This is a genomic window from Streptomyces sp. NPDC102279 (assembly GCF_044766365.1).
In the GTDB taxonomy this organism is placed as follows: Bacteria; Actinomycetota; Actinomycetes; order Streptomycetales; family Streptomycetaceae; genus Streptomyces.
Genome location: NZ_JBIWLU010000004.1, coordinates 303,549 through 316,516 on the forward strand (window position 1 = coordinate 303,549; position 12,968 = coordinate 316,516).

13 protein-coding genes are annotated in these 12,968 nt (G+C 69.6%); 3 read left to right on the plus strand and 10 right to left on the minus strand.

Features of this window, described 5'->3' with window-relative positions; all coding sequences use genetic code 11:
- Nucleotides 1–127: 127 nt before the first annotated feature.
- The 6 genes from ACIRQH_RS11295 to ACIRQH_RS11320 form a co-directional block, all read right to left on the minus strand.
- Entirely contained in the window at nucleotides 128–484 is a 357-nt protein-coding gene (locus ACIRQH_RS11295) for an STAS domain-containing protein (RefSeq protein ID WP_388873405.1), read from the minus strand.
- Nucleotides 481–1,737, minus strand: coding sequence for a SpoIIE family protein phosphatase (locus ACIRQH_RS11300; RefSeq protein ID WP_358816071.1), 1,257 nt, complete (start codon nucleotides 1,735–1,737; stop codon nucleotides 481–483). Before ACIRQH_RS11300 ends, ACIRQH_RS11295 begins: the two co-directional genes overlap by 4 nt.
- The gene (locus tag ACIRQH_RS11305; RefSeq protein WP_388932446.1) at nucleotides 1,721–2,548 is read right to left on the minus strand and encodes an alpha/beta fold hydrolase; all 828 of its coding nucleotides are present in this window, start codon (nucleotides 2,546–2,548) and stop codon (nucleotides 1,721–1,723) included. Before ACIRQH_RS11305 ends, ACIRQH_RS11300 begins: the two co-directional genes overlap by 17 nt.
- A gap of 68 nt (nucleotides 2,549–2,616) precedes the next feature.
- On the minus strand, nucleotides 2,617–3,084 hold the full coding sequence (locus ACIRQH_RS11310) for an ATP-binding protein (RefSeq protein ID WP_388873399.1): 468 nt from the start codon (nucleotides 3,082–3,084) through the stop codon (nucleotides 2,617–2,619).
- A gap of 222 nt (nucleotides 3,085–3,306) precedes the next feature.
- Entirely contained in the window at nucleotides 3,307–4,146 is an 840-nt protein-coding gene (locus ACIRQH_RS11315; RefSeq protein ID WP_358816074.1) for an RNA polymerase sigma factor SigF, read from the minus strand.
- 164 nt (nucleotides 4,147–4,310) lie between these two features.
- Nucleotides 4,311–5,093, minus strand: coding sequence for a response regulator (locus ACIRQH_RS11320; protein WP_388932449.1), 783 nt, complete (start codon nucleotides 5,091–5,093; stop codon nucleotides 4,311–4,313).
- Nucleotides 5,094–5,208: 115 nt separating this feature from the next.
- On the opposite strand from ACIRQH_RS11320, the gene ACIRQH_RS11325 reads away from it, so the two are divergent.
- The gene (locus ACIRQH_RS11325; protein ID WP_404225333.1) at nucleotides 5,209–6,816 is read left to right on the plus strand and encodes an ATP-binding protein; all 1,608 of its coding nucleotides are present in this window, start codon (nucleotides 5,209–5,211) and stop codon (nucleotides 6,814–6,816) included.
- 248 nt (nucleotides 6,817–7,064) lie between these two features.
- Here ACIRQH_RS11325 and ACIRQH_RS11330 read toward each other — a convergent pair whose 3' ends face one another.
- A complete protein-coding gene (locus ACIRQH_RS11330; RefSeq protein WP_358816077.1) occupies nucleotides 7,065–7,469 on the minus strand; it encodes an STAS domain-containing protein in 405 nt (134 codons plus the stop codon).
- 454 nt (nucleotides 7,470–7,923) lie between these two features.
- On the opposite strand from ACIRQH_RS11330, the gene ACIRQH_RS11335 reads away from it, so the two are divergent.
- Together ACIRQH_RS11335 and ACIRQH_RS11340 are read left to right on the plus strand one after the other, a co-directional pair.
- The gene (locus ACIRQH_RS11335) at nucleotides 7,924–8,928 is read left to right on the plus strand and encodes a TIGR03885 family FMN-dependent LLM class oxidoreductase (protein WP_358816078.1); all 1,005 of its coding nucleotides are present in this window, start codon (nucleotides 7,924–7,926) and stop codon (nucleotides 8,926–8,928) included.
- Nucleotides 8,919–10,619, plus strand: a complete 1,701-nt coding sequence (locus tag ACIRQH_RS11340; RefSeq protein WP_404225336.1) for an alpha-amylase family protein — start codon at nucleotides 8,919–8,921, stop codon at nucleotides 10,617–10,619. Before ACIRQH_RS11335 ends, ACIRQH_RS11340 begins: the two co-directional genes overlap by 10 nt.
- A gap of 66 nt (nucleotides 10,620–10,685) precedes the next feature.
- On the opposite strand, the gene ACIRQH_RS11345 is transcribed toward ACIRQH_RS11340, so the two are convergent.
- From ACIRQH_RS11345 to ACIRQH_RS11355, 3 genes are all read right to left on the minus strand, one after another.
- Complete coding sequence (locus tag ACIRQH_RS11345) at nucleotides 10,686–11,069, minus strand: VOC family protein (RefSeq protein ID WP_404225338.1); 384 nt, start codon at nucleotides 11,067–11,069, stop codon at nucleotides 10,686–10,688.
- A 454-nt stretch (nucleotides 11,070–11,523) separates the two neighbouring features.
- On the minus strand, nucleotides 11,524–12,306 hold the full coding sequence (locus ACIRQH_RS11350) for a maleylpyruvate isomerase family mycothiol-dependent enzyme (protein WP_404225340.1): 783 nt from the start codon (nucleotides 12,304–12,306) through the stop codon (nucleotides 11,524–11,526).
- 288 nt (nucleotides 12,307–12,594) lie between these two features.
- Nucleotides 12,595–12,948 (minus strand): VOC family protein, encoded by a 354-nt coding sequence (locus tag ACIRQH_RS11355; RefSeq protein WP_358816082.1) that lies wholly within the window; start codon nucleotides 12,946–12,948, stop codon nucleotides 12,595–12,597.
- Nucleotides 12,949–12,968 lie beyond the last annotated feature (20 nt).

Genomic DNA, 12,968 nt, shown 5'->3' on the forward strand with positions numbered 1-12,968 from the left:
GTCCTCCGATGACGGGGCGTCGTCTGGGGGCGCCCCAATCTGAGGCCCGAGTGCCCTCACCGTGGCGAGGCAAACACACCGGGTTCGCCTCGGATCCTGCCGTGTCGCTGCGTGCCGGGCAGCGCCCTCAGCCGGTGGGGCGCCAGGCGGCCACGGCGGCCTGGACGGTGGGGTGGGAGGGGAACACCTCGTCCAGGCCGACCATGCGGAAGATACGGCCGACGGGGTCCGGGACGGCGGCCAGCGCGATGCCCGCGCCGGTGGCCAGGGCGTGGTTGCGGGCCGCGATGAGCACCGTGATGCCGGTGGAGTCGCAGAAGGTGATGCCGCCGAGATCGAGGACGAGCTGCCCACCCGGGGACAGGTCGAGGCCGAGCAGCTGGGCGCGGACCTGATCGGCGGTGTGGAAGTCGAGTTCGCCGGCGAGTTCGATGACCGCGCCCTCGGGGGTGGTGCGGGTGTGGAGGGTCAGTTGCTGGGTCACTGCTGCTCTTCACTGGGGGTTCGGGGCACGTGGATGGCCAGGACCGCGGCGTCGTCGTCCACGCCGGTGCCGAAGGTGTCGAGCAGGTCACGGACCGCGTCGATGCTGTCCGACGCGGTGGTGGGGGCGAGTTCGCGGGCGAAGCCGAGCAGGGCGTCGTCGCCGTAGCGGCCGCCGACGGCGTCGGTGTGGGCCTCGGTGAGGCCGTCGGTGTGCAGCAGGAGTGTGTCGCCGGGAGCCAGGTGGACGGCGGTGGTGGCGATGTGGACGTCGGACAGGGCACCGATGAGCTGACCGCCGGGGGTGGGCAGGATGTCGGCCGTGCCGTCGGCGCGCATGAGCAGTGCGGGGGGATGTCCGCCGCCTGCCAGCGTGATGCGGAACCCGCCGCGCTCGTGGTCCGGAGTGAGCAGGCCGAAGACGACGGTGCAGAAGCGGGGGTCGGTGCCGTTGTACTCGTGGTTGAGGACGGTGTTGAGGTTGTCCAGGACAGCCGCGGGGTCGGGGTCGTACACGGCGGCGGCGCGCAGTGTGTAACGCGCCAGGGAGGTGACGGCCGCCGCGGCGGCGCCCTTGCCGCACACGTCGCCCATGAAGAGGCCCCAGGTCCCCGCGGCCAACGGGAAGAGGTCGTAGAAGTCGCCGCCGACCTGGTCGACGGAGGCGATGTGGTAGTGCGCCGAGACCTCCAGCCCGGGCACGTTCGCGAGCGTGGGCGGGAGCAGGGTCTGCTGCAGGGTGGTGGCCAGCTTCTGTAGTCGCTCGCGTTCCTGCTCCGCCTCCTTGCGGGCCCGCAGGAGTTCGGTCTCGTAGGCGCGGCGGTCGCGGGCGTCGAAGAGTGTCGTACGGATCAGGAGCGGCTGTCCGTCGTCGGCCGTCTTCACCGTGGAGGTGACCAGGACCGGCAGCCGGGAGCCGTCGGCCGCCTTGAGTTCCAGGGCGATGCCGCTGACCTCGCCCTGCATGCGCAGCAGGGGCGCGAAGTGGGTCTCGTGGTAGAGCCTGCCCCCGACGGTGAGCAGATCGGAGAAGTGCTTGCGGCCCAGCAGGTCGTCGCGGTGGTAGCCGAGCCAGTTCAGGAGCGTCGTGTTGATCTTCGCGATCCGGCCGTCCAGCAGGGTCGACAGATAGCCGCAGGGCGCGTGCTCGTACAGATCCTCGGCACTGTCCTCCAGGAGGGCCGAGAACTGGGCCTGCTCGTCCACCGGTCCGCCGTCCGTGCCGCACTCGTCATGATCACTGGCCTGGGCCATGGTCCGGGAGCCCCTTCGCGAACGCGGCGATCGCCGAGGCGGTCTCCTCGGGGGCGGCGAGCTGCGGGCAGTGCCCGGTGGCGTTCAGCGTGACCAGGCGGCTGCCGGGGATCTGCGCGTGGACGAAGTCGCCCACCTCCGGCGGGGCGATCGCGTCGCTGGAGCACTGGGCCACCAGTGTGGGCACAGCCACCGACGCGAGGTCGGCGCGGTTGTCGGACAGGAACGTCACCCGGGCGAAGACCCGGGCGATCGCGGGGTCCGTCCGGCAGAAGCTGTTGGTCAGCTCCTCACCCAGTTCGGGGCGCTCGGGATTGCCCATGATGACCGGCGCCATCGCACCCGACCAGCCCAGGTAGTTCGCTTCCAGCGACTCGAGCAGCTCCTCGATGTCCTCGGCACTGAATCCGCCCCGGTACCCGGTCTCCGGGTCGTCGACGAAGCACGGCGAGGGGGCGAGGAGCACCAGTCCCGCGAACGCCTTGGGTTCCCGGGCGGCAGCGAGCACTCCCATCATCGCGCTCACCGAATGCCCGACGAACGTCACCGGACCGAGCTCCAGCTCGCGGCACAGGTCCAGTACGTCGTCGACGTATCCGTCCAGCGTCGCGTACCGCTCCGGGCTCCACACGGACAGGTCGGAGTTCCCGGCGCCCACGTGGTCGAAGCGGACCACGGTGAAGTCGCGCTCCAGGGCCGGCGTCACCAGCCGCCAGAGGTTCTGGTCGCATCCGAAGCCGTGGGCCAGCATCACCACCGGGGCGCCGGCTCGGCCGGTCACCGTCACATGGTTCCTACGCCGTACGTCCATGTCGTAAATCCTCGCTTTTTCGTCCTGACCGTGCCGTCGGCGCCGAAGGTCTCGGGGCCCGGGTTCGGTCAGAGGGGGCTCGGCGCGGGAGCCGCACCCAGCGGGATGTCGGCGGTGATGCGTTTGCCGACCGCCGTCTGTTCGATGGTGAGGGTCTGCGCGAGGGCGGTGACGATCTCGAGGCCGTGCTGGCCGATACGCGCGGGGTCCGCGGCCTTGGCGGACGGCAGGACGGGATTGCTGTCCCAGATCTCGACCCGCAGCACCGCGCCCATCACCCGCAGACGCAGTCGTGCCGGTCCCGGCGCGTGCTTACGGGCGTTGGTGACCAGTTCGCTGACGATCAGTTGGACGACTTCCACCACGGCCGTGACGACCGGGATCCCCTGAGGGTCCTTCACCTTCGACAGGAAGGCCGCCGCGACATGGCGGGCCTGGGCGATACGGGAACCGTCGCCGTCCAGTTCGAGTGAGGTTTCCAGAGGAGGGCATCCACCTGCCCTTTCACCGCCGACCGTGCCGGATGATTCGTCCATCTGTGCCCGCTTCCGTCTCCCGCCGACTACCCCCGCAGGCGCCGCGTACGCTCGCTCCGGCACGTTACCTGGCCCACCACCGCGCGGACGCCCCAAGAGTGCGACGCGCATCGCCGCGACGGGTACCCGGGTGACACCGTTCTCCCGTCCTGGGAGCGGCGGAGGCGCCCACCCCGCGGGGTGGGCGCCTCGACTTCCGTACGCGCCGGACGCGCGTCGTGATCACGTGGTGCTGAGCATGCCCTCGCGAAGCTTGGCCAGGGTGCGGTTGAGAAGGCGGGACACGTGCATCTGGGAGACGCCGAGGTGCTCGCCGATCTGCGCCTGGGTCAGTTCGTCGACGAACCGCATGTGGATGATGCGTCGCTCGCGGTCGTCCAGCCCGGCGATCATGGGGGCCAGCGCGTTGAAGTCCTCGACGAGTTCCAGGGCGGTGTCGTCCGCGCCGATGAAGTCCGCGAGAGCGGCCTCACCGTCGTTGCTGGAGCTGATGGTGGCGTCGAGGGAGGAGGACGTGTAGCCGTTGGAGGCGAGACGCGCCTCGTTGACCTCCTCCTCGCTCAGGCACATCAGCTGGGACAGTTCCTTGACCGTGGGGGTACGGCCGAGCCGGCTGCGGAGTTCCTCGGTGGCCTTCGCGAGCTGGATCCGCGCCTCCTGCAGGCGCCGCGGAACATGCACGGCCCACGACGTGTCACGGAAGAAGCGCTTGATCTCACCGACGATGTACGGGACGGCGAAGGAGGTGAACTCCACCTCACGGGTCAGCTCGAACCGGTCGATGGCCTTGATGAGGCCTATCGTGCCGACCTGGACGATGTCCTCCATCTCGTCGTGACTGCGGCTGCGGAAACGCGCGGCCGCGAAACGGACGAGGGTGATGTTCATCTCTATCAGGGTGTTACGGGCGTACTGGTACTCGGGCGTGCCCTCTTCCAGGACGGCGAGCTGGTCGAAGAACAGTTTCGACAGCTGACGGGCGTCCTTCGGAGTGACCCGAGACGGGTCGGTCACCTCCGGAAGTGTTGCCGTTCGTGCTTCCGTCACTGCGGTCACCGTCATGTCAGATCCCCTCCCTACGGTGCAGGCCCCCGTGCCGCCGGCTGCTGGAGTCCGACGCAAGAAGGCGCGTACCCAGCCTTGAGCCCTCCACACCAGAAAATTCGAACGAAGGGTGACCCCGGTACGGCCCGACGCCGCGGCCCGGGGCTCCCTCGCCTCGTGCGTCAGCTCTCGCCACGCGGCAACCGGGTCGCCGTCTCCAGGTAGAAGGCGTCGATGCTCTGCACAGCCTGTTCGAACTCGACCAGGTTGACGGGCTTCGTCACATAGGCGTTGGCGTGGCTGCTGTAGGCGCCGGTGACGTCGTCCGGCGCGGAGGACGTGGTGAGGACGACCACCGGAATGGTCTGCAGATCCTCGTCCGTCTTGAGGACCTGGAGCAGCTCACGGCCGTTCATCCGGGGCATGTTGAGGTCGAGCACGATGAGGTCGGGACGCACGCTGTCCGGGTCGCGCAGGTGCTCCAGCGCGGCGACACCGTCGGTGACCTGGACCAGGTTGCGGGCGCCGCGCTCGGAGAGGGCCTCCTCGATGAGCATGGCGTCGGCGACGTCGTCCTCGACGAGCAGGACGTCGAAGGCGCGACTGGGGGAGGTCATCATCCGTTGCTCCGTGGGTGCTTCGTTCGAGTGGTGGAAGAGCCCGGGCCAGCGACGCCGGGCACCTTGGCGTGTCATGTCGGACGCCTCGCCGATCTGCGGGTAACCGGCACCCGCGCGGGCGGCGTCCACGGCCGCTTCACGCTGGAGGCGTTCGGCGGCCCGCTGGAGATGCGTCAGTACATGCAGCCGGGTCAGTGCGTGTGTGGGATCGTCGGCCGTCGGCGGAAGCGGTGGGTCTTCCATGAGCCGGTGGGCGATGCGCCGCGCAAGTTCGTCGACCGCGGCGTCCGCGACGGCGGCTGTCTCCTGCGGAGTGGTCGGCACAACGAAGTTCTTGCCAGGCATACCCGGCACATTAGGCCCCGGACCGCCCCCGCGACAACAACCGTTGTCGACCGCCCTCTAGAGTGTGCGCTGCGCCGCTTTCAGGGTGGCCGTCACAACGGAGGAGTGTCAGCGGATGACCGGCGACGAGAGGCTGCCGCATACGCGGGGGCTGTCCAAGTGGACGACCCGGCGCTGGCTTCGTGTCGGGGTGGCGGTGTCGTTGACCGTCCTGGGCCTGCTCGGGGCGACGGGAGCCTGGGTCCTCGGGCGGACGGGGACGATCAGCGACGACCTCGTGGACGTGAAGTCGCCCGCGCTGACCAGCTCGATCCGCCTGGAATCGGCTCTCCTCAACCAGGAGACGGGCATCCGCGGCTACGGCATCACGGGCACACCGGACTTCCTCGACCCCTACCGCCAGGGACTCACCGACCAGAAGACCAACACCACACGGCTCGCGGAGCTGCTCCGCGGCGACCCCACCGGCCTCCGTGACCTGAAGGCCGTGCGGGACGACATCAGGACGTGGCAGGAGAAGGTCGCCCGGCCCATTGCCGCATCGCCACCCGGAAATCCGTCACCGAAGGCCGCCGAGCGGGTCGCCACGGGCAAGAAGGACTTCGACAGGCTCAGGGCCGCGATGACCGCCCAACAGGACCGACTCCGTGACGACCGGACGCGGGCGAGGGACGACCTGGCCTCCACGACGCGACTGCGGAACTGGGTGTTCGCCGCCATCGCACTCCTCATCGTCGTCCTCGCGGGCATCGTCTTCGAGGCGCTGCGCCGCGGCATCACCGCGCCGCTCGAACAGCTCGGGTCCGACGCCCGCACCATCGCCGACGGAGACTTCGGCCACCCCATCACCCCGACCGGCCCCGCCGACCTGCGGCGGCTGGGCGGCGAGATCGAGTTCATGCGCCGACGGCTCGTACGGGAACTGGACTTCAGCGAGGAGTCCCGCCTACGCCTCGACGCGCAGTCCGCCGATCTCAAGCGCTCCAACGCCGAACTGGAGCAGTTCGCCTACGTCGCCTCGCACGACCTCCAGGAGCCCCTGCGCAAGGTCTCCAGCTTCACCCAGCTGCTCCAGCGACGTTACGGCGGTCAGCTCGACGACCGGGCCGACCAGTACATCGGCTTCGCGGTGGACGGCGCGAACCGCATGCAGACCCTCATCAACGACCTGCTCGACTTCTCCCGCGTCGGCCGGGTCCACCACGCCCACCAGAGCGTCGACCTCGGCGCCGTGATGAAACGGACCCTCTCCGCCCTCAGCGTCAGCATCGAGGAGTCGGGTGCGGTGATCACCCGGGACGAGCTGCCGACCCTGGTCGCCGATCCCACGCAGATGAACATGCTCTGGCAGAACCTGATCGGCAACGCGGTCAAGTTCCGCCGTCCCGGCGAGGCGCCGGCGATCCACGTCTCCGCCGAACAGGACGGCGGCCTGTGGAAGTTCGCCGTCACCGACAACGGCATCGGCATCGACCCCGAGTACGCCGAGCAGGTCTTCGTGATCTTCCAGCGGCTGCACACCAAGGACACGTACAAGGGAAGCGGCATCGGGCTCGCGATGTGCAAGAAGATCGTCGAGTTCCACGGCGGGACCATCTTCGTCGACTCCGCGTACACGGACGGCACCCGCATCACGTTCACCCTGGCGAGCGAGCCGCCCGCGACGGGCATCGACTCCACCGAGCCGGCGGAGACCCGAACCGACGCGGTACCGACGACCTGACCGGAGCCGACGCGGAGCCGTGGGGGGCAACACCTGACACCAGGCGTTGCCCCCCACGGCCGTGACACGGTCGGACAGCGGAGGCAGACCGGCCCCGCCGACCGGCGGTGCGCTGTCGCCCGGTCAGTGACGACGGCGGTGAACTCGACGATGCCGGTGGCACCGGCCGACGAATCCGTCAGGGCCGGGCGGCCGGTACCGGCCGAGGAAACGCGGCGTGCGGGCGCCCACACTCGTACGGGTGGACGTCACACCTGCACCCCCTGGGGCGCCGCCCGGCGGACGGGACGTGCGGCGTCCAGGAGACGCTGGACGACGGGAGAGCGGGAACCGAGCCGAAGGCGCCGTTGTCGGCGGCTCCAGCAGTCGAGGGCGTTCAGGAGCGCGGAGTCGGCGAAGACGACGTGACGCGTGTCGACGCTGAGGTGGACATAGCCCAGGGCGGCGGCCGAAGCGAGCAGCGCCCGGAGCGGCCCGGTGCTGTAGTGGTCGATCTCGCCCTGCAGCTCGATGCGCAGGGCCCGGTCGATGGTGGTGCAGGAACGGATGATTATGTCGCCGGGCGTGCTGGCGCCCGGCTCCTTCGCGCGGTCGGTGTCACCGACGGCGGTGTTCGGATCGGTCAGTATCGGAAGAATGCTCGCGGTACTCACGCCATGATCAACAGGCGCACCCGCTTCCGGGGTGCGGGTGATCACCCGACTGTACGGAAGATCCGCTCCGCCGGCGGAAGGACCGTCCCTCGCCCGGGTGGTGTCCGGCGCGGTGCGGTCGCGCGACGCAGCCGCCACCGTGGACGCGGGGACCGTTCATGACGGGTGGGGACAGAAAGGGCGGGCAGGACGGAAGGGGCGGGCGGGACGGAAGGGGCGGCGATGAGGCATCGACGTCGCCGGGACGGCGGGGGCGGAGCGGCGTCGGCACGGTCGCGATCGAGAGGCCCTTTCTTCGGGCGGCGGAACAGCTCGCTCTGTCGTCCCGCACGCCGCCCGACCACCCCGAACGCGGTCACAGCACGGCCGGACGGGGTCACGGTCACCGCGGGTCCATGAAGTTCCCCCGGCCCGGGCCTCACTGAGGTTCCCCCACGTGGGTACTCGCCGCGCCATGACTGTCTACGGATTACACGCGTCGCACGAACAGATCCCGCCCGCGGATCTCCTCGACGCCGTGGTGCGGGCGGAGCGCGCGGGGTTCACCGCCGCCATGTGCTCGGACCACTTCTCGCCGTGGAGCGTGCGCCAGGGCGAGTCCGGATTCGCCTGGTCGTGGCTCGGCGCCGCTCTCCAGGCCACCGACCAGACACCGTTCGGCGTGGTCAACGCACCGGGTCAGCGCTATCACCCCGCGATCATCGCCCAGGCGGTCGCCGGCCTCGCGTCCATGTTCCCGGGCAGGTTCTGGGTGGCCCTCGGCAGCGGCGAGGCCTCCAACGAGCACATCACCGGCGCACGTTGGCCCCGCAAGGACGTCCGCAACGCGCGTCTGCGGGAGTGCGTCGACATCATCCGCGCGCTGCTCAACGGGGAGGAGGTCAGCCACAACGGTCTGGTGACCGTGGACCGGGCCCGGTTGTGGACCCTCCCGCCGGCCGTGCCACCGCTCATCGGGGCCGCGTGCAGCACCGCCACCGCGGCCTGGTGCGCGGACTGGGCGGACGGCCTCATCACGGTCAACGCCCCGCGGGAACGGCTGCGCGAGATCGCCGACGCCTACCGGGACGCGGGCGGCCGCGGACCTCTGCACCTTCAGGTGCACCTGAGCTGGGCACCCGACGAGGACGAGGCGCTGGCCCTGGCCCACGACCAGTGGCGGACCAACGTCCACTCACCCCCGGCCAGTTGGGACCTCGACTCCGCCGAACTCTTCGACATCGTCAGCGAACACGTCACACCCGAGCAGGTAGCGCGCACGGTCAACGTCTCCTCCGACCTCGGGCAGCACACCGCCTGGCTCCAGGAGTACGCCGACCTCGGCTTCGACACCGTGATGTTGCACCATGTGGGCCGCGAACAGGGCCCGTTCATCGACACGTTCGGAGCCGAGGTCCTGCCCCAGCTCGATGTCACCCGGCCCTTCCCCGCCACAGCGAAGGAGTACCGATGCGTCTGACCCGTACGTCCGACCTGTGGTGGAAGAACGCGGTAGTGTACTGCCTGGACGTCGAGACCTATCAGGACGGCAACGGCGACGGGGTCGGCGACTTCGCCGGCCTCACCCAGCGCATCGACCATCTCGTACGGCTCGGTGTGACCTGCCTGTGGCTGATGCCCTTCTATCCGACGCGCGAACGCGACGACGGCTACGACATCACGGACTTCTACGGCGTCGACCCCCGCCTCGGCACCCTCGGTGACTTCACCGAGTTCGTCCGCACCGCCAAGGACCGCGGCATCCGCGTGATCGCCGACCTCGTCGTGAACCACACCTCCGAGGACCATCCCTGGTTCAAGGACGCCCGCTCCGGCCGGGACTCCGCCCACCGCGACTGGTACGTCTGGCAGGACGAGCCCCCCGAGGACGGCCCCGAGGGCGTGGTCTTCCCCGACGCCGAGAAAAGCCTCTGGGAGTACGACGAGGGCAGCGGCCAGTACTACCTGCACCGCTTCTACAAGCAGCAGCCCGACCTCAACGTCGCCAACCCCGCGGTGCGGGACGAGATAGCCCGCGTCATGGGCTTCTGGACCCAGCTCGGGCTGTCGGGGTTCCGGGTCGACGCCGTGCCGTTCCTGTTGGAGACGGACGGGCAGGACGACGCCGGCGCGCTGCCGGACCCGCACGCCTACCTCGCCGACCTGCGCGCCTTCCTCGGCCGCCGCAACGGTGAGTCGGTCCTGCTGGGTGAGGTGAACCTCCCGTACGGCGACCTCGCACGCTTCTTCGGCGACCCCGACTCGGACCGCGGCGACGAACTCACCATGTGTTTCGACTTCGTCGGCATGCAGCAGATGTACCTGGCGATGGCGCGCGAGGACGCGGGGCCGCTGGCCGGCTCGCTGCGAGAACGCCCCGCCGCCCCGCGGGACGCCCACTGGGCCACGTTCGTGCGCAACCACGACGAACTCACCCTGGACAAGCTGACGGACACCGAACGTGCCGAGGTCTTCGAGACCTTCGGCCCGGACAAGGACATGCAGCTCTACGACCGGGGTCTGCGCCGCAGGCTGCCGCCCATGGTCGACGGCGACCGGCGCCGCGTCGAACTCGCCTACAGCCTGCTCTTCACCCTCCCGGGCACCCCCGTCCTCTTCTACGGCGAGGAGATCGGCATGGGGGAGAACCTCTCCGCCGAGGGCCGCCAGGCCGTACGCACCCCCATGCAGTGGACCCCGGAGGGCGGCGCGGGATTCTCGACCGCCGACCCCGAGAATTTCCCCAACCCGCTGGCGGACGGCGCGTTCACGCCCCAGCACGTCAACGTCTACGACCAGAGCCGCGACCCCGACTCGCTGCTGAGCCGCATCCGGCTGTTCGTGGAACGCTACCGGGAGGCTCCCGAACTGGCCTGGGGCGAATACCGCCTCCTCGACACGGGGGAGCGAGCGGTCCTGGCCCACCTCAGCCACACCACCGACGGCAGCGTCCTGGCCCTCCACAACTTCGCCGGCCACCCGGTCACCGCCCGCCTCCACCTCCCCGACCCCACCCCCGGCACCAGGCTCACCGACCTCCTGGACGACCGCCACGCAGCCCTCACGATCCCCGACGACGGCATACTCCGCGTGGAACTCCCGCCCTACGGCTATCGCTGGCTCCGCAGGGGGACTTCGGCGGATGATGCGGAGCGGGTGGCGGGTGGGTGAGGCGGGCTCGGCCCCTTGCGGGGCTGTCATCTCCGCCGTACAGAACCAGTGGGACGTGCGTGGGTGTCAGGATTGGATGGCGGCTCGCTCGGACTCGCTGCGCAGCACGCAGAATTCGTTGCCTTCGGGATCGGCGAGGACCGCCCAGCCCGAACCATCGGGGTTCCGGTGATCGGCGACGAAGGCGGCACCGAGTCCCAGCAGCCGCTCCACCTCCTGATCCCGCGAGCTCTCAGGGCGCAGACACAGGTGGACCCGGTTCTTGATCGTCTTGGGTTCGGGCACCTGATGGAAATACAGCACCGGGCCCTGCTCCAGCAACACCTGGGTCTCACGGACGCCCGGCCCGACCTCCGGATGCAGCGGACGCCCCGTCACACCGCTCCAGAACCGAGCGAGTTCGTAGGCGTCCGCACAGTCGATCGCCACGTTCTGTATCACTGAGACCATGAGGGCGAGCTTTCCCGACCGCCGTGCCAAACGCCACCGAGCGGGGCCTCATTCGTCGCGGACACCGGCCGCTCCCGGGTCCGGATTCACGCCTTGGAGGATGTCGCCCACTGCCAGATACGGGGTTCCCGTCCGGCTGGCAGTGAGGACGAGTTGAGCAGCATGGGGTGGCTCCATCACGTCGACCGTCACACGGGGATAGCGGCGAGTCTCCGTCAGAGCCGGCGCGATGTCCCGGTCGTTCCCCTTCACGCGGTGAAAGCGAGCGCCCACTCGTGTCGTCGCGAGACACCGTGCGACGACAGCCCGACCGGGGAGGCACAGAATCGCTTCGCAGGTCAACCGATTCGCCCACCACCCAAGCGTTGCCGTGCCCTCGTACGCGTTCGTGGCCCAAGCATCAGGAACGGCGCGCGAGCGTCACCCGCACGATGTGGCCGACCATCGTCGCGACCTACTCATCCGGATCCCAGGCCAGGAGCAGGTCGAAGATTCGGCCGTCGCCCTCGACCTTGAGGGAGTTGACCGGAATGCGGCCGTACAGGACCAGAACCAGGTCGCCCGCGGTACCCCGGAGGACCGCGTCGGCCTCGGTCGGGCTCTCGCCGGGTATCGGAAGCGGAGCGGTCGACGTGCCGTTGGCGGTGAGGGTGAGGCGCCAGGACTGGCCCTCGGTGGCCCGGTAGTCGACGGCGCAGGGCTCGTGCGGCCAGGCGTCAGGCCCTGAGCAGCAGGTGGACAGGAACTCGTCGACACCGTCGAGCGCCGCCTGCTCCGGCAGGGGCTGGGGGCTGCCCAGGGTGATCTGGGCGTCGTAGGTGTGAACGGAGACCTCCTGGAGCTGGTGCCGGGCGACGGCACCGCAGGTCTGCGGCGACTGAGACCCGCCCCACCAAGTCCAACAGCCCCGGTCCGGTCCGGACTCCCTTAGCGCATCAAGGAGTTGCTCCGTCGACTCCGCCGACCAGGCCAGCAGAGCCTCGCGTTCCCGCGGCACCGCCGGTGCCCCCTCCGGAGCGGTCTGGGCCGGGCGGGTGTCGGCAGGGCCTGCGGCGACCGTGGCGGCCCAGCGGCGGTGCACCTCGCCCAAGTGCCGCACCAGATCCAGCAACGTCCACTCGGGGCAGGTCGGCACCCGCACGGTGAGGGTGGGCGCGGCGGCGACAACGGCCCGGAACGCGGCCGCCCGTTCGTCGATCATCCGCAGCAGAACAGGGAACTCCAAGGTCATTGCCACACCGACTGTTTATCACCGCACTCCGACAATCGAACAACCATTTTCCAGCCCGACACCGCAGGCGGATCGCCTCACCTGTCCGCCGGACGCGTGCCGACGATCACGCTGAGGTCTGCCGCGAGGCGGAGTGCATGGACATTGTGTCGCCGCAACCGCTCCACCGAATCGGGAGAGGGAGCAACAGGTCTGTCGCGATGCCGACCATGGTGCGTCATGGTCCGGTGTTCGTAGCGTGCCGCGGGAGGTAGTTCGTCCAGGACATGCACGCGCGCCGGATCCGAACCCCACCTACTGCCGTCGCGGGCCGAGGACGCAGAACTCGTTGCCCTCCGGGTCCGCCAGCACGACCCAGGGCTGCTCGCCCTGGCCGATGTCGACGTGTCGTGCGCCGTGGGCCAGGAGACGGGCCACTTCCGCGTCCTGGTCGTCCGGCCTGAAGTCGAGGTGCAGCCGGTTCTTCACCGTCTTGTTCCCGGCGTCGCGGCCGAAGAGCAGTCCCGGCAGGCGATCTGGTTCCGGGCGGATCTCGAACTCATCAGGGGACGAGTCGACCACAACCCAACCGAGAGCGTCAGCCCACCACTGCCCCAACGCCGCAGGATCCACCGAGTCGACAACGAGCTGCTCCCATTCCAAGGTCATGCGCCGAGCCTAGACCTGCC

Bases quoted from the DNA above. Each gene is read 5' to 3' on its own strand.
- ACIRQH_RS11300 (WP_358816071.1), bottom strand. From the start codon at position 1,737: ATGGCCCAGGCCAGTGATCATGACGAGTGCGGCACGGACGGCGGACCG.
- ACIRQH_RS11305 (WP_388932446.1), bottom strand. From the start codon at position 2,548: ATGGACGTACGGCGTAGGAACCATGTGACGGTGACCGGCCGAGCCGGC.
- ACIRQH_RS11310 (WP_388873399.1), bottom strand. From the start codon at position 3,084: ATGGACGAATCATCCGGCACGGTCGGCGGTGAAAGGGCAGGTGGATGC.
- ACIRQH_RS11315 (WP_358816074.1), bottom strand. From the start codon at position 4,146: ATGACGGTGACCGCAGTGACGGAAGCACGAACGGCAACACTTCCGGAG.
- ACIRQH_RS11320 (WP_388932449.1), bottom strand. From the start codon at position 5,093: ATGCCTGGCAAGAACTTCGTTGTGCCGACCACTCCGCAGGAGACAGCC.
- ACIRQH_RS11325 (WP_404225333.1), top strand. From the start codon at position 5,209: ATGACCGGCGACGAGAGGCTGCCGCATACGCGGGGGCTGTCCAAGTGG.
- ACIRQH_RS11335 (WP_358816078.1), top strand. From the start codon at position 7,924: ATGACTGTCTACGGATTACACGCGTCGCACGAACAGATCCCGCCCGCG.
- ACIRQH_RS11340 (WP_404225336.1), top strand. From the start codon at position 8,919: ATGCGTCTGACCCGTACGTCCGACCTGTGGTGGAAGAACGCGGTAGTG.
- ACIRQH_RS11345 (WP_404225338.1), bottom strand. From the start codon at position 11,069: ATGGTCTCAGTGATACAGAACGTGGCGATCGACTGTGCGGACGCCTAC.
- ACIRQH_RS11355 (WP_358816082.1), bottom strand. From the start codon at position 12,948: ATGACCTTGGAATGGGAGCAGCTCGTTGTCGACTCGGTGGATCCTGCG.